Origin of the sequence: Plastoroseomonas arctica (assembly GCF_018128965.1) — a bacterium.
Lineage (GTDB): Bacteria > Pseudomonadota > Alphaproteobacteria > Acetobacterales > Acetobacteraceae > Plastoroseomonas > Plastoroseomonas arctica.
Window position 1 is genome coordinate 62231 of the sequence record NZ_JAAEDH010000013.1, and the last position, 15193, is coordinate 77423.

Genomic DNA, 15193 nt, shown 5'->3' on the forward strand with positions numbered 1-15193 from the left:
TCATCGGGGAGCGAAGCGGTTGCGCGGCACCGGAATGCCGAGGTTCTCGCGCAGCGTGGTGCCCTCGTATTCGGTGCGGAACAGGCCGCGTCGCTGCAATTCGGGGATGACAAGTTCGACGAAATCCTCGAGCGGCTTGGTGTAGAAGGGGAACAGCAGCATGAAGCCGTCGCAGGCGCCGGACTCGAACCATGCCTGCATCACGTCGGCGACCTGGGTCGGCGATCCCACCACCATCTGGTGCCCAAGCGAGGTGCCGAGATAGCGCGCCATCTGGCGGATGGAGAGCCCTTCGCGCGCGGCCTTCTCGACCAGGTGCTGCTGCCGCGCCTTGGCGGCGTTGGAGGGGGGCAGCGGCGGCAGCGGCCCGTCGATCGGATGGTCGTAGATGTTGAGATCGCCGCAGAGCCGCGCGAGCAGCTTCATCGCGGTGGTGTCGTCGATCAGCGCCTGCAGTTCCTCATAGGTCTGGCGCGCGGCGGCCTCGGTGGGGCCGGTGATCGCCATGAAGCCGGGCATGATCTTCACGTCGTCGGCGGCGCGGCCATGCGCGACGGCGCGCGCGCGCACATCGGCGTAGAACTCCTGCCCCTCCGACAGGACGCTTTGCGCTGTGAAGATCATGTCGGCGCAGCGCGAGGCGAGGCGCTTGCCGACTTCGGAGGACCCCGCCTGCGCGATCACCGGCCGCCCCTGCGGGCAGCGCGGCAGGTTCAGCGGTCCGCGGACACGGAAATGCTTTCCCTCATGGTTGAGGATGTGTCCCTTCGAGGGGTCGAGGAACTGCCCGGTTTCCTTGTCGCGCGGGAAGGCGTCGTCCTCGAAACTGTCCCACAGGCCGGTGACGACGTCGAAGAATTCCTCCGCGCGTTCGTAGCGCAGCGCATGGTCCGGGTGGCGGTCATGGCCGAAATTGCCTGCCTCGTCCTCGATCTGGGAGGTAACCAGGTTCCACCCGGCGCGCCCGCCGCTGATGTGATCCACGGAGCCGAAGCGGCGTGCGAGCGTATAGGGCTCGCCATAGGTGGTGGTGGCCGTGGCAACGAGGCCGATGTGCTTCGTCATTGGCGCGAGCGCGGCGATCAGCGTCGCCGGTTCGGGATACACCTGCCGCCCCGTGCGCGGCCGCCACGGCCCGGTGCCGTCGAGGTCGCCGCTGCCGTTCAGCGCCGCGGTGTCCTGGAAGAAGATGCAGTCGAGCTTGCCGCGCTCGGCCACCTGCGCGGCGGCGATGTAGTGCGCGAAGGACATGTCGGTCTCGGGGATCGCGTCGCGGTGGCGCCAGCCGGCGGAATGGCTGCCGGGGGTGAGGAAGAAGGCACCGAGCTTCATCTGGCGGGCGGGCATCGGGAAACTCCGGGTGGCGCGGCGGGCCCGAGAGGTTGCGCGCCTTGCCCCGGGCTGAGCAACTCGCATGCCAGCGGCAGCCCGCGTGCCAGCGGTGTAAGCACCGAAGGCCCCGCCACGCTCCTGATCCAGGCGGCCCTGCCGGGCGGAACCGTGGCGGTCTGTACCTGGTGCGCGCGCCCTTGCCCCACGATCCTTCTCGCCGAAACAGGCCTGTCGGTTTCGGCCCGGCCAGCGATGTGGCGACCGAAAACGCAATCTATTCAGCAGCTGCGGGAATCGATTGGTTCCAGCTGGCCCCCGGCACCGCGGCGAACAAGGCCTTGGTGTAGGGATGCCGCGGCGCGGTGAAAATGGCCGTCGCCGTGCCGAGTTCGACAATTGCGCCATGCTGCATCACCGCGATGCGGTCGCAGATCTGGAGCGCCACGCGCAGGTCATGCGTGACGAACAGCATCGACAGCCCGAGCTTCGCCTTGATGTCGGCCAGCAGGTCCAGCACCTGCGCCTGGACGCTGACGTCAAGCGCGCTGACCGGCTCATCGGCCACCAGCACCTCGGGCTGCAGCGCGAGCGCGCGGGCGATGCCGATGCGCTGCCGCTGGCCGCCCGAGAACTCGTGCGGGAAGCGCTCCGCCGCCGAGGGGTCGAGCCCAACCAGCCGCAGCAGGTCGCGCGCCCGGAGGCGGGCCTCGGCGGGCACCGCGCCATGGATGATCGGGCCTTCGGCGATCACGTCGACGATGCGCTGGCGCGGGTCGAGCGAGGCATAGGGGTCCTGGAAGATCATCTGGATCTTCTGCCGATAGGGGCGCAGCGCCTTGGTCGTGAGCTGGGTGATGCTCTCGCCGTTGAGGATGATCTCGCCGGAATCGATCGCCAGCAGCCGGGTCATCGCCCGCGCAAGGGTGGATTTGCCCGATCCGGACTCGCCCACCAGCCCCAGCGTCTCGCCGCGATGCAGCTGCACGTCCACGCCATCCAGCGCACGCGTCGCCCGCCCGCGCGCGAACCAGCCCTTCGCGGCGTAGGATTTGCGCGCGCCGATGCTCTCCAGCACGACCAGGCCCTGCGCCTCCACCGGCCGCACCGGCACCGCGAGGCGCGGAACGGCGGCGAGCAGCGCCTTGGTGTAGGGGTGCTGCGGTGCGTTCAGCACCGCGTCGCGCGGGCCGGATTCCACCATCTCGCCCTGGCGCAGCACCGCCACCTGGTCCGCGATGTCGGCCACCACGCCGAAATCATGGGTGATGAACAGCACCGCGGTGCCGTGTTCGCGCTGCAGCTCATGGATCAGACGCAGGATCTGGGCCTGGGTGGTGACGTCGAGCGCGGTGGTCGGCTCGTCGGCGATCAGAAGTTTTGGGTCGAGCGCCAGCGCCATCGCGATCATCGCGCGCTGCCGCTGCCCGCCGGAGAGCTGGTGCGGGTAGGAGCGCGCGATCCGGCTCGGCTCGGGCAGGTGCACATCGGCGAGCAGCTTTTCGACCCGCGCGCGGCGTGCCGTGGCACCCATGGCGGTGTGGATGGCCAGCACCTCGCCGATCTGGCGGCCGATGCTGTGCAGCGGGTTCAGCGCCGTCATCGGCTCCTGGAAGATCATCCCGATGCGGTCGCCGCGAATGCGCGCGAGCTGCTTCTGCGTGAGCCGCGTGAGGTCCTGCCCATCGAACGCGATGGCACCACCCGTCACGGTCACACGCGGCGGCAGCAGCCCCAGGATGGCCCGCGCAGCAAGCGATTTGCCCGACCCGGATTCACCGATCAGGCAGGTGACCTCGCCAGCCCGGAGGGTGAGGTTCAGCCCGCTGACCGCGGCGGCGCGATCGGCGCCCTTCGGCAGGCCGATGGTGAGGTTGTCCAGCGTCAGCACCACGTCGCTCATCGCTCGCGCAGCCTCGGGTTGAGCGCCTCGTTCAGCCCGTCGCCGACCAGATTGATCGACAGCACCGTGAGCAGGATGGCGATGCCGGGGAAGGTGCAGACCCACCAGGCCGCGCGCAGAGAGACGCGCCCGGCGCTGATCTGCAGGCCCCAGCTCATCACGTTCGGATCGCCCAGGCCCAGGAAGGCGAGGCCGGTCTCGAGCAGGATCGCGGTCGCCACCAGCAGCGACCCCACCGCGATGATCGAGGAGAGGCAATTCGGCAGCAGGTGCACGAAGACGAGGCGCGGTCCGCTTGCGCCCAGCCCCGCGCTGGCCAGGATGAATTCGCGCCCACCGAGCGCGACGAATTCCCCGCGCACCAGCCGCGCGATGCCGGGCCAGGAGACGGCGGTGATGGCGATGATCACGCTCAGCACCGAGGGCGAGAGGATCACAACCAGCAGCATCGCGAGCAGGAAGGCCGGGATGGTCTGGAAGAATTCCGTGATGCGCATCAGCACAATGTCCACGGCACCGCGGCAATAGCCGGCGAGACCGCCGATCACCGCACCCAGCACCACCGCGCCCATCGCGGCCGACATGCCGATCAGCAGCGAGGTGCGCGCGCCCTCCGCGACGCCGGCCGCGACATCGCGCCCGAGCGCGTCCGTGCCGAGCCAAAAGCGCGCCGAGGGCGGTTGCAGGGCGGGGCCGACCAGGGCGAAGGCGCCGGCGGGGAACAGGAAGGGCGCCATGATGGTGAGTGCGACGACGATCAGGATCACGCAGGCGCCCAGCAGCGCCATGCGGTTGCGCGCGAAGCGCTTGAGCCCCGCGCCCATCAGGCCTGGATCCGCGGGTCGAGCGCGATGGTGAGCGCTTCCACGATCAGGTTGATCGCGACCACCAGGCAGGCGGAGATGAAGAAGATGCCCAACAGCAGATTGAGGTCGCGCGATTGCAGCGCGTTGAAGGCGAGCGTGCCGATGCCAGGCCAGCCAAACACCGTCTCCACCACCACCGATCCACCGATGAGGTTGCCCGCCTGCACGCCCGCCATGGTCAGCACCGGCAGGAAGGCGTTGCGCAGCATATGGCCGAGCATGATGCGACCCTCGCTCTGGCCCTTGGCGCGCGCGGTCACCACATAGTCCATCCCGGTCTGCTCCAGCATCGAGGCGCGCATCACCCGCGTGTAGAGGGCGAGGTAGAACAGGCCGAGGGCCGCGACCGGCATCACCATGTGCCGCGCGATGTCGACCCCGCGCTCCCAGCCCTCATAGCCCTGGCCGATATCCTCGAAACCGCTAGTCGGCAGCCAGGCTAGGTTGACCGAGAACACCACGATCAGCATCAGCCCCAGCCAGAACACGGGTGTGGCGTAGCAGATGAGCGTCGCCACCGAGATCACCGCGTCGCGCCAGGAATTGCGCGCGACCGCGGCCAGCACGCCGAGCAGGGTCCCGAAGGCAACCGCGAGGCTGAAGGCCGCGAGCATCAGCAGCAGAGTCGGGCCCAGCCGCGCCAGGATCAGCTCGGACACCGGCGCGTCATTGCGGAAGGAGAAACCGAGGTCGAAGCGGAGCGCGTTCGCGATGTAGAGGAAGAACTGCTCGATGACCGGTCGGTCGAGGCCGAATTTCTGGCGCAGCAATTCCGTGTATTCCGGCGATGCCGCGCCGCTCTCGCCCGCCAGCACCGATGCCGCGTCACCCGGTGCCAGGCGGATCAGAAAGAAATTCAGCACCAGGATGCCGAACACCACCGGCAGCGCGAACAGCAGCCGATATCCGAAATAGCGCCAGCGGCGCATCGCTCAGCGTTCCAGCCAGGCGCGGTCGAAGGCGCTGTAGGTGCCCAGAGGCCTGTTCGTGTGGTTCTGCAGCTTCTTGTTGAAGATGGTCACGTACTGCACCTCGCACAGCCAGGCGCCGGGGCTGTCCTCGACCATGATGCGCTGCGCCTCGTGGTAGAGTTCGGCGCGGCGGGCGGGGACGATCTCGCGCGTCGCTGCGTCCATGAGCCGGTCCACATCCGGGCTGCGGTAATCCTTGTTGTTGACGAAGGTCGTCCCGCGTCGGATCGCCGAGGAGACGTAGTGCCGGTGCACGCCCACCACCGGGTCGGCGCCGGCGGAGTAGAAGGGCTCGTTGATGTCGAAATCATAATCCGTGTAGCAGCGGCGCAGCCAGGTGGCCGTGTCCTCGCTGCGCAGCGTGAGGTTGATGCCGATCTGGCCCAGCGCCTGCTTGAGGTATTCGCCCTGGCGCAGCCATTGCTCGCCGAAGGAATTGATCTCAAGGAACAGCGACATGCGCACGCCGTTGGCACCGCGCGGGAAGCCTGCCTCATCCATCAGCCGGTTCGCGATCTCGAGGCGGTCGGGCACGTCGAAGCGGCGCACCTGGTCGGTGTAGAATCCCTGCGTGGTGAAGACGGAGCTCAGCGGGCCGGTGGCTGGCTTGCCGAAGCCATGGAGGATATTGTCCACGATGAATTGCCGGTCGATCGCGTAGCAGATCGCCTGGCGCACTTCCTTCTTCGCGAGGTTCGGCCGGCGCATGTTGAATTCCAGCACGCTGGTCGCGGCGGTGGTGCCATAGCCCTGGGTGGTGCTGCCCAGGATGGGGTTCGCCTGCATGCGCCGGATATCGGCGGCATTGACCGCGCTGTAGGCGGCGTAATGCGCCTCGCCGGTCTCAAGCGCCGCGGAGCGCGTCGCCGCATCGGGGATGAAGCGCGCGATGATGCGGTTGAGCAGCGGCAGGCCGGGCTTCCAGTAGCGCTCGTTGCGGTCGAGCCGGATGAACTGGCCGCGATTCCATTCGCCGAACTTGAACGGGCCGGTGCCGACCGGGCGGTTGGCACTCGGGTTCTGCAGCGGCTGCGTGCCCTCGAAGACGGATTTGCACACGATGGGGATGTTGTTTGCCGACAGCGACACCATCAGGTAGGGCGCGGGGTTGGCGAGGTTGAACACCGCGGTCATCGGATCGGGCGTATCGACCGATTGCAGCTCGGCCAGGATCACCGGGCCGTTCGGGTTCACCTTCTTCGCGATCTCCATGAAGGAGTACTGCACGTCGGCGCTGGTGAAGGGCTGGCCGTTGTGGAAGGTCACACCCTCCTGCAGCTGGAAGGTGATGGTCTTGCCGTCCTCGCTCACGGTCCAAGACTTGGCGAGCATCGGCTGCGGCCGGATCTCCCAGTCATAGGTGAGCAGGCCCTCGTAGATCTGCGTGGTGACGGGCGGGATGTTGCCGGCGGAGACGGCGTAGGTCGCGAGCGTCGAAGGCTCGGGGTTCACGATCATCACCATGGTGCCGCCGCGCACCGGGGCGCGCGCGGGGGCCTGGGCCTGGGCAGGGCCGACGGTCGCCAACACGGCGCTGCTCAGCAGCGCGCGTCTGCTCGGGCGCATGGATTCGGTCATCGCTCAGCTCCTGTCGTGGTCCGCGGATCGGCGGGGCGCGCGCTTGCGGACGCGATCCGACCTCATCCCTGGCAGGAACCAATTCAGGCAAGAACCATACCAGCCTGTGGTCTCAACGCGTTGGCTGGGTCCGGAACCGTGCACCTTCCTCCGGCAGCGGGCCTTGGCAAGCCGGGTCGGGAAAGTGCGGCAGCGCCGGTGGCCTCAGGCAGCATCGCCGAACATCACGCTGGCAGGGCGCGGCAAGCCCAGATGATCGCGCAGCGTGGTGCCGGTGTAGTCGCGCCGATAGAGCCCGCGTTCCTGCAGAATGGGGACGACGAGGTCGACGAACTCGTCGAAGCTTTGCGGGAAGTAGGGCGGCAGGATGTTGAAGCCATCCGCCGCATCGGCCTCGAACCATTCCTGCAGGATATCGGCGATGCGCTCCGGCGTGCCGCAGATCACCCAGTGGCCGCGCGCGGCACCGGTGAGATTGCTGAGGTCGCGCCAGGTCATCGCCTCGCGCCGCGCCTTGGACAGCATGGCGCGTGCGAAGCCGTGCGAGCTGTCCGGCAAGGGTAGGTCAGGCACCAGATCGTCCGGGTCGAAGCCCGAGACATCCATGCCGAGGCGGCCCGAAAGCATGATCAGCGCGCTGGTCGGCCCGAGGAATCCCTGCAGAGTGTTGAGTTTTTCCCGCGCCTCGGCGTCGGTGCGGCCGATGACCGGCATGACGCCCGGCAGCAGGGCGACGTCGGTGGCGCTGCGGCCGTATGTCGGCAGCCGGGATTTCAGCGCGCGATAGGCGAGCTTCGCCTCGGACAGATCCTGAACCACCGAGAAGACGATCTCCGCGGTGCGCGCGGCCAGTGCGAGGCCGGGCTCCGAGGAACCCGCCTGGATGATCACCGGCCGCCCTTGCGGGCAGCGAGCGGTCGTCATCGGCCCTTTGACCTGGAAGAAGCGGCCGACATGGTCGAGCGCCTTCACCTTGGACGCGTCGACATACTGGCCCGTCTGCCGATCGGCGATGACGGCGCCGTCATCCCAGCAATCCCACAGCCCGCGCACGACATCGACGAATTCCTCGGCCACCTCGTAGCGCGCGTCATGGCCTGGATGGACGCGGCCGAAATTCGCGCCGGCGCCGGCGCCCGAACTCGTCACCGCATTCCACGCCGAGCGGCCGCCGCTCAGGTGGTCGAGCGAGGCGAAGAGCCGGGCGATGTTGTAGGGCTCCGCATAGGTCGTCGATGCCGTGGCACCAAGGCCGAGATGCGTGGTCGATGCCGCGAGTGCGGCGAGCATCGTGATCGGCTCGAAGCGCACCAGGAATGAGGGATGGTCGCCCATCTTCGCGGCCAGGCCATCGCCCAGGAACAGCAGGTCGAATTTGCCGCGCTCGGCGGTGGCCGCGATCGTCTGGATGCCCTTGAGGCTGAGAAAGCTGTCGGCGGCACCGGGATAGCGCCAGCCGGCGATGTGGTTGCCGGTGCCGAGGACGAACACGCCCAGATGCATTTGCCGGTGGGAGGTGGACACGTGGCGAACGCCCTTTTCTGCACGCCGGCGCGTCGCGATGGAACGGTGCCGATCACGCCGAGGATGGCCGGAATTCGCCGCATCAGAAAGGGCAGGCCGAATGCCCCGATCGGTGGCAGCGATGCCTAAACCCGGCGCAGAATATGTCCAATGCCCCGGATGGACGAGATCCATCCTGCGCGATCCCGTCGCCCGGACCGCCACAGCGCTCGTCGCGTGGTCAGCCAGGTGGGGCAAGTGGCGCCGCACCAAGTCCGGATTATCTATCCGGCATCAGCGCGCTTGGGCGCGAGACCCTCCCCGATGTCCCACCAGATGCCCGCCATCAGCGCCAGGCCGTCGCGCAGCAGCGGCGCCAGTGCGTGTTCGTCCGGCCCGTGCTGGTTGCAGCCGGCGTAGCTGTTGGGGATCCACATCACCGGCACGCCCAGCTCCTCCTGGAAGATGTCGGAAGGATTGGAGCCGGAGGAATTCGGGATGATGTTCGGCTTCTGCCCGCTGGTGCGCTGCATCGAGGCGGCGACCATGCGCACCCAGGGATGCTCGGGGTCGGTGCGCGACGCGCTGAACATGTCGCGCTCCATCACCGGCACGATCTGCACCTCCGGAAATCCATGCGCGTCGAGGTGGCGGCGCAGCGCAGGCATGATGTCCTCGCCCTTCACGTCCACGGTGTGACGCACCTGAAGCCGGCAGCGCGCTTCGGGCTGGACGGCATTGGTCGGCTGGTCCGGGTGGCCGGTGATGGCGGCGAGCATGATGACGCTGGTCCAGGCGAAGATGCGCTCGGTGACGCTCATGCCGGGCTCGCCCCAGCCGGGATCGGGCACCGGCGTGCCGGGAACCTCTTCCAGCACCAGCTCGCGGCACGCCTGGCGCACGCTCTCCGGCACGTGCTTCGGCAGCCAGCCATCGACGAGGATGCGGCCCTGCCGCGTGACGATGGAGGCGAGCGCGTGGGAGAGGATGAAGCCGGGGTCGGCGAGCACGCCGCCCCAATGGCCGGAATGCGCGGCGTGTTCGCGCACGCGCACGACGAGGTCGAAGGCGACGCCGCCGCGGGCACCGAGTTTCAGGTCGGGCACGCTGCTCGCCTGCCTTGGGCCATCGAGGCCGATGAAGGCGTCGGCGGAGAGCAGCGCGGCGTCGCGCTTCATGAGGTCGCGCAGGCCGGGCGACCCCGCTTCTTCTCCTGTCTCAACGAACACCTTGGCGTTGAAGCCGAGATGGCCGCGCTCCGCGATCAGCGCGCGCAGCGCCTGGATGGCGATGAGGTGCTGGCCCTTGTTGTCCACGGTGCCGCGGCCGTACCAGAGGTCGCCCTCGACGGTAACCGCCCAGGGGTCGAGGCCTTCGCGCCACTTGCCGGGCAGGCCGCGCACCACGTCGCCATGGCCGTAGATGAGCACGGTCGGCAGCGCCGGATCCTCGATGCGGGTCGCGAGCATCACCGGGCCGCGGCCCGGGCGGGGGTTGTCGAGCACCGCGATCTCGAAGCCGAGCCCGTCGAACTCGGGGGGCAGCGTGGTCTCGCAGTAGCGGCGCAGCGCGGGCAGGCTGTCGGGCATCTGGCTTTCCGTCGGGTCGGCGACGAGGCGACGGAGCGAGGCGAGGTAGGTGCCGTCGTCAAATAAACCCTGGGCGCGTGCGATCGCACCTTCGCGCGTGCCGCGCTGATTGCTACCGGACATGCCTGGACCCCTGTGCTGACGGCCCGATGATTGCATCGCGGGCCGGGGCATGGAAGCGTGCCGCCATAGGTCCGGGGAGTTGTTGCATGGGTTGGTTCGCGAGGGTCCTCGTTCTGGTGCTGTCGGCGATCGCGCCCGCCTTCGCGGGGCCTGCCGACAACACGCTGCGCTGGGCCTCGGACAGCGAACCCGCGAACATCATCCCCTATCAGAACACCGTCCGCGAGGGCGTGGTGATGGGGTTCCTGATCTGGGACGCACCGACCTATCGCGACCCCACCAGCGGCGAATATCGGCTGCACCTGGCCGAGAGCGTGCGGCTGGTCGATGCCACCACCATCGAGATCCGCATGCGGCAGGGCATCGTCGCGCATGATGGCGAGGTGGTGGACGCGCAGGACCTCGTCGACACCGTCAACATCATGCTCGACCCCGCCAACCGCATCGTGAATTTCCAGCGCGTGAGCTGGCTGGCGCGAGCGGAGCTGGTGGACGCGCAGACGGCACGGCTGATCATGAAGGAGCCGTTCGGGCCCTGGCAGGAGTACCTCACCAACGTCGTGGTGATGCCGAGCGACTATCTGCGCCGGGTCGGCCTCGAGGGCATGGCGCGCGAGCCGATCGGCACCGGTCCCTATCGGGTGAGCGAGCTCGCACCCGGCCGGCAGACCGTGCTGGAGCGCTTCGACCGGTATTTCGGTGGTGCGAAGGGGCAGCCCTCGATCCAGCGGCTGATCTTCCGGCGCATCCCCGAAGCGAATACGCGCCTGGCGGAGCTGCTGACCGGGGGGCTCGACTGGGTCTGGCGCGTGCTGCCGGACCAGGCCCGCAACCTGCGCAGCCGCCGCAACCTGACGGTCGTGAGCGGGGAGACGGTGCGCATCGTCTATATCGGCATGGATGCCGGCGGCCGCACCGGGCGCGAGGGCAATCCCATGACTGATCTGCGCGTGCGGCGCGCGATCTCGCACGCCATCGACCGGCCCGGGATCATCCGCAACCTGGTGGGCGAAGGGGCGTCCGTGCTGCACACGCCCTGCCACCCCGAGCAGTTCGGCTGCACGCAGGAGGGCATCACGCGCTACGAATACGACCCGGCGCGGGCGCGTGCGCTGCTGGCCGAAGCCGGTTATCCGAACGGGTTCGAGGTTGCGCTGATGGCCTATCGCGAACGGCCCTGGGTGGAAGCGGTGATCGGCCAGCTGCGCGCCGTCGGCATCCGCGCGAACCTCAGCTGGGTGCAGGCGGATACCTCCTCGTCGGAGGTGCGCGACGGGCGGGTGCGGATGAACATGGGGGCGTGGGGGTCCACCTCGCTCTACGATGTCGCGGCCATCACCTCCTACTTCTTCGGCGACAATCCGAACGACATGGCGCGCGATGCCGAGGTGGCGGCGATGCTGCGCCGGGGCGATACCTCGACCGATCCGGCGGCCCGGATCGAGGCCTATGCGCCGGCGATAAGGCGGATCACCGAGCAGGCCTATTGGCTGCCGATGTGGACCTTTCCGCTGACCTACGCCTTCAACAGCCAGCTCGAGTTCCGGCCCTCCGCCGATGAGGTGCCGCGCTTCTTCGAGGCGCGCTGGCGCCGCTGATGCTGGGCTTCGCGCTTCGGCGAGCGGCGCTGGCCGTGGCGGTTGGGCTGGCGGTGTCCGCCATCGCCTTCCTGCTGCTCCGCGTCTCGGGCGACCTCGCCGCGACGCTGGCCGGCGAGGAGGCGAGTGCGGCGGAGATCGAGCGCATCCGCGGGCTCTATGGGCTCGACCGTCCTGTCATCGTGCAATATGGCGAATGGCTGCTGCGCTCGCTGCGCGGCGATCTCGGGCGCTCGCTCTTCTATCCGGAGAGCGTGGCGAAGCTGATCCTGGACCGGCTGCCGAATACGGCGACGCTCGCGACCCTCGGGCTCGCCGTGGCGCTGCTGCTGTCCATCCCGCTCGGCGTTGTGGCGGCGCTGTTCCGCAACACCTGGATCGACCGGCTGGCGCTCGCACTCGCGGTGCTGGGGCAGGCGATGCCTTCCTTCTGGTTCGCACTGCTGCTGATCTTCTTCTTCGGCATCACGCTCGGCTGGCTGCCGGTTTCGGGGACCGAAGGGCTAGCCAATTTCGTGCTGCCGGCGCTGGCGCTGGGGTGGTTCTCGACGCCGGTGCTGATGCGCCTTACGCGCGCGGGGATGGTGGAGGTGCTGGCCGCCGACTACATCCGCACGGCGCACGCCAAGGGGCTGCCAGTGCGCACCGTGCTGGTGAAGCATGCGCTGCGCAATGCGGTCGCACCCGTGGTGGCGCTCGCTTCCGTGCAGTTCGGCAACATGCTCTCGGGCTCGGTGGTGATCGAGACGGTCTTCGCCCTGCAGGGCATCGGCTACCTCGCCTGGGAATCGATTTCTCGGCGCGACTTTCCGGTGGTGCAGGGCATCCTGCTGGTGGTCGCACTGTTCTACGTGGTGCTGACGCTGGTCGCGGACCTGCTGAACGCCTGGCTCGATCCACGCATCCGGAGCGGTTGAGATGAGCGGTGCACAGGTGACGCGCCGGGCGCGGTGGCGTGGTAATTGGGGGCTGATCATCGCCGCCGTCGTGCTCGGGGCGATCGCGCTGATGGCGGTGGCGGCACCCTTGCTCGCGCCCTTCGATCCCTATGAGCAGATCCTCGACGACCGCATGCTGCCGCCGGCCTTCGTCGATGCGGAACGCGCGAGCCCGGACCATCTGCTTGGCACCGACAATCTCGGGCGCGACTACCTCTCGCGCCTGATCTATGGCGCGCGCATTTCGCTGCTGATCGGCTTCTTCACCATGGTGGTCTCGGGCGTCATCGGCACGGTGCTGGGCGTGGCCGCGGGTTTCTTCGGCGGGCGGACCGACATGGTGGTGTCCTTCCTGGTGACGACGCGGCTATCGCTGCCGGTGGTGATGGTGGCACTCGCCGTCGTCGCCGTGCTCGGCGGGTCGCTGCAGGTGGTCGTGCTGGTGCTGGGCCTGCTGCTGTGGGACCGGTTCGCGGTGGTGATGCGCAGTGCGACGATGCAGGTGCGCAGCCGCGACTACGTCACCGCGGCGCGCGCCATCGGATGTTCGGTGCCGCGCATCCTGTGGGGCGAGGTGCTGCCCAATGTCGTCTCCGGCCTGGTGGTGATCGCCAGCTACGAGATGGCGCAGGCGATCCTGCTCGAGGCCGCATTGTCCTTCCTCGGGCTTGGCGTGCAGCCGCCGCTGCCGAGCTGGGGGCTGATGGTCAGCGAGGCCAAGGAGTTCATGCTGTTCGAGCCCTGGATGATCATGCTGCCGGGTGCTGCCATCTGCGTGCTGGTGCTGGCGATCAACCTGCTGGGCGACGGCATCCGTGACCTCACCGCGCCCGAGGGTCGGCGATGAGCGAGATCGCGCTCGAACTGCGCAGGCTGACCGTCGATATCCCCACCGATGCCGGCATGCTGCACGCGGTGCGCGGCGTGTCGCTGACCGCGCGGCGCGGTGAGACCCTGTGCGTGGTGGGCGAGAGCGGGTGCGGGAAATCGCTGACCACCCTCGCGGTGATGGGCCTTCTGCCGGAAGGTGCGAAGCGCGGTGCCGAGCGCATGGAACTCGCCGGGGAAAACCTGCTCAAGGCCAGCCCGTCGCGGCTGCGGGCGCTGCGCGGCGACCGCATGGCGATGATCTTCCAGGACCCGATGACCTGCCTGAACCCCTCGCTCACCATCGGCGACCAGATGACGGAGACCTTCCTGCATCACGGCAAGGGGCGACGGCGCGCGGCGCTCGACCGCGCCGTGGCGCTGCTGGAGCGGGTCGGCATCGCCGGGGCGGCGGGGCGGATCGGGCAGTATCCGCACCAGCTCTCGGGCGGGCTGCGCCAGCGCGTGGTGATCGCCATGGCGCTCATGTGCGAACCCGATGTGCTGCTGGCCGATGAACCGACCACGGCGCTGGATGCGACGGTGCAGCTGGGCATCCTGCAACTGCTGGCGGCCTTGCAGCGCGAGATGCACATGGCGCTGGTGCTGGTGACGCATGACCTCGGCATTGTCGCGCGCATCGCCGACCGCGTGGCGGTCATGTATGCCGGCGAAGTGGTGGAGGAGGGGGCCGTCCGCGCCGTGTTCGACACGCCGCGCCACCCTTATACGCGGGGGCTGATGCAGTGCATTCCGCAGCCCGGCATCACCGCGCCGGGCACGCGGCTTGGCACCATCCCCGGCCTCGTCCCGTATCTGGTGGGCGAGGTCGCCGGGTGCGCCTTTCGCGGCCGCTGCCCGCACGCGATGCCCGCCTGCGCCCTGCCTGTCCCGGTGCGCGAGGATGCGGCGCATGCTTGGCGGTGCCTGCTGTGAGCGCGCCGCTGCTGGAGCTTCGCGACGTCGCGCGCACCTACCGCGTCGGCGCCGGCCTGTTCGCGAAGAAGCGCGTGCTGACCGCCGTCGCGGGCGTGTCCCTGCAGGTGGGACGTGGCGAAGTGCTGGGGCTGGTGGGCGAGAGTGGGTGCGGCAAAAGCACGCTCGCGCGCATCATCCTGGGGCTGGAGGCGCCGAGCGCGGGCGAAGTGTTTTTGGACGGCCGCCCGATCGGCAGCATCGGCCGTCTGGAGCGCGGCCGCCTGGTGCAGCCGATCTTCCAGGACCCGTACTCATCGCTCAACCCGCGCCGGCAGATCGCGTCCATCGTCGGGCTGCCGCTCGACGTGCATGGCATCGGCACTGCGGGCGAGCGGCGGGATGCGGTGGCGGAGATGCTGGCGCTGGTGGGGCTGGCACCGCACCACGCCACCAGCTTTCCCGCGCAGCTTTCGGGCAGGCAGCGGCAGCGCGTGGCGATCGCGCGCGCGCTGGTGCTGCGCCCGGCGCTGGTGGTGTGCGATGAGCCGACCAGCGCGCTGGATGTCTCGGTGCAGTCGCAGATCCTCAATTTGCTGATGGATCTGCGGGAGCGGCTCGGGCTGGCCTACCTGTTCATCAGCCACAACCTCGCCGTGGTGCATATGCTCGCGGCACGGGCGGCGGCGATGTACCTCGGCCGCGTGGTGGAGCAAGGCGAGGCGCAGCGCGTGCTGACCGCGCCGCGGCATCCCTACACGGCGGCCCTGCTCGCCTCGGTCCTGACGCCGGACGCGTCGCTGGGACTGCCGCAGATGCGTCTTGGGACGGTGTTTCCGAACCCGCTCGCGCTGCCTACAGGGTGCAGTTTCCACCCGCGCTGCCCGCTGGCATTAGAGCGCTGTTCCGTCGAGCGCCCGCCTCTGCGGCAGGTTGATGGTGATGGGCTTGTGGCGTGTCATCTTGCGCAGTGAGGGCAAGGGAGCTCTCGCAGCGTTAGCAAGCATGTTGGC

General features: G+C 68.7%; 12 protein-coding genes. 5 read left to right on the forward strand and 7 right to left on the reverse strand.

The features are described 5' to 3' along the window. From GXW79_RS12410 to GXW79_RS12440, 7 genes are all read right to left on the reverse strand, one after another. Entirely contained in the window at nucleotides 1–1347 is a 1347-nt protein-coding gene (locus GXW79_RS12410; RefSeq protein WP_211874710.1) for an LLM class flavin-dependent oxidoreductase, read from the reverse strand. A 259-nt stretch (nucleotides 1348–1606) separates the two neighbouring features. Beyond that, nucleotides 1607–3232, reverse strand: a complete 1626-nt coding sequence (locus GXW79_RS12415; RefSeq protein ID WP_211874711.1) for an ABC transporter ATP-binding protein — start codon at nucleotides 3230–3232, stop codon at nucleotides 1607–1609. Further along, nucleotides 3229–4056, reverse strand: a complete 828-nt coding sequence (locus tag GXW79_RS12420) for an ABC transporter permease (protein ID WP_211874712.1) — start codon at nucleotides 4054–4056, stop codon at nucleotides 3229–3231. Before GXW79_RS12420 ends, GXW79_RS12415 begins: the two co-directional genes overlap by 4 nt. Continuing rightward, complete coding sequence (locus GXW79_RS12425; protein WP_211874713.1) at nucleotides 4056–5027, reverse strand: ABC transporter permease; 972 nt, start codon at nucleotides 5025–5027, stop codon at nucleotides 4056–4058. The genes GXW79_RS12420 and GXW79_RS12425 overlap by 1 nt, the downstream gene beginning before the upstream one ends. A gap of 3 nt (nucleotides 5028–5030) precedes the next feature. Further along, the gene (locus GXW79_RS12430) at nucleotides 5031–6647 is read right to left on the reverse strand and encodes an ABC transporter substrate-binding protein (protein WP_211874714.1); all 1617 of its coding nucleotides are present in this window, start codon (nucleotides 6645–6647) and stop codon (nucleotides 5031–5033) included. Nucleotides 6648–6851: 204 nt separating this feature from the next. Next, complete coding sequence (locus GXW79_RS12435) at nucleotides 6852–8171, reverse strand: LLM class flavin-dependent oxidoreductase (protein WP_211874715.1); 1320 nt, start codon at nucleotides 8169–8171, stop codon at nucleotides 6852–6854. Nucleotides 8172–8434: 263 nt separating this feature from the next. Further along, nucleotides 8435–9862, reverse strand: coding sequence for a M20/M25/M40 family metallo-hydrolase (locus GXW79_RS12440; protein WP_211874716.1), 1428 nt, complete (start codon nucleotides 9860–9862; stop codon nucleotides 8435–8437). Nucleotides 9863–9948: 86 nt separating this feature from the next. On the opposite strand from GXW79_RS12440, the gene GXW79_RS12445 reads away from it, so the two are divergent. The 5 genes from GXW79_RS12445 to GXW79_RS12465 are packed head-to-tail and all read left to right on the forward strand — an operon-like array spanning nucleotide 9949 to nucleotide 15154. Then, nucleotides 9949–11460 (forward strand): ABC transporter substrate-binding protein, encoded by a 1512-nt coding sequence (locus tag GXW79_RS12445; RefSeq protein ID WP_211874717.1) that lies wholly within the window; start codon nucleotides 9949–9951, stop codon nucleotides 11458–11460. Then, nucleotides 11460–12377 carry an ABC transporter permease gene (locus GXW79_RS12450; RefSeq protein WP_211874718.1) on the forward strand — a complete coding sequence of 306 codons (918 nt, stop codon included), beginning with the start codon at nucleotides 11460–11462 and terminating at the stop codon, nucleotides 12375–12377. The genes GXW79_RS12445 and GXW79_RS12450 overlap by 1 nt, the downstream gene beginning before the upstream one ends. A gap of 1 nt (nucleotide 12378) precedes the next feature. Continuing rightward, nucleotides 12379–13245: an ABC transporter permease gene (locus GXW79_RS12455; RefSeq protein WP_211874719.1), complete on the forward strand. Its 867-nt coding sequence runs from the start codon at nucleotides 12379–12381 to the stop codon at nucleotides 13243–13245. Beyond that, on the forward strand, nucleotides 13242–14201 hold the full coding sequence (locus GXW79_RS12460; protein WP_211874720.1) for an ABC transporter ATP-binding protein: 960 nt from the start codon (nucleotides 13242–13244) through the stop codon (nucleotides 14199–14201). Before GXW79_RS12455 ends, GXW79_RS12460 begins: the two co-directional genes overlap by 4 nt. Beyond that, nucleotides 14189–15154, forward strand: a complete 966-nt coding sequence (locus GXW79_RS12465) for an ABC transporter ATP-binding protein (protein WP_367614898.1) — start codon at nucleotides 14189–14191, stop codon at nucleotides 15152–15154. The genes GXW79_RS12460 and GXW79_RS12465 overlap by 13 nt, the downstream gene beginning before the upstream one ends. Nucleotides 15155–15193: the final 39 nt, after the last annotated feature.

Coding starts and splice junctions, on each gene's coding strand:
- GXW79_RS12410 (WP_211874710.1), bottom strand. CDS start 1,347: ATGCCCGCCCGCCAGATGAAGCTCGGTGCCTTCTTCCTCACCCCCGGC.
- GXW79_RS12415 (WP_211874711.1), bottom strand. CDS start 3,232: ATGAGCGACGTGGTGCTGACGCTGGACAACCTCACCATCGGCCTGCCG.
- GXW79_RS12420 (WP_211874712.1), bottom strand. CDS start 4,056: ATGGGCGCGGGGCTCAAGCGCTTCGCGCGCAACCGCATGGCGCTGCTG.
- GXW79_RS12425 (WP_211874713.1), bottom strand. CDS start 5,027: ATGCGCCGCTGGCGCTATTTCGGATATCGGCTGCTGTTCGCGCTGCCG.
- GXW79_RS12430 (WP_211874714.1), bottom strand. CDS start 6,647: ATGACCGAATCCATGCGCCCGAGCAGACGCGCGCTGCTGAGCAGCGCC.
- GXW79_RS12440 (WP_211874716.1), bottom strand. CDS start 9,862: ATGTCCGGTAGCAATCAGCGCGGCACGCGCGAAGGTGCGATCGCACGC.
- GXW79_RS12445 (WP_211874717.1), top strand. CDS start 9,949: ATGGGTTGGTTCGCGAGGGTCCTCGTTCTGGTGCTGTCGGCGATCGCG.
- GXW79_RS12450 (WP_211874718.1), top strand. CDS start 11,460: ATGCTGGGCTTCGCGCTTCGGCGAGCGGCGCTGGCCGTGGCGGTTGGG.
- GXW79_RS12455 (WP_211874719.1), top strand. CDS start 12,379: ATGAGCGGTGCACAGGTGACGCGCCGGGCGCGGTGGCGTGGTAATTGG.
- GXW79_RS12460 (WP_211874720.1), top strand. CDS start 13,242: ATGAGCGAGATCGCGCTCGAACTGCGCAGGCTGACCGTCGATATCCCC.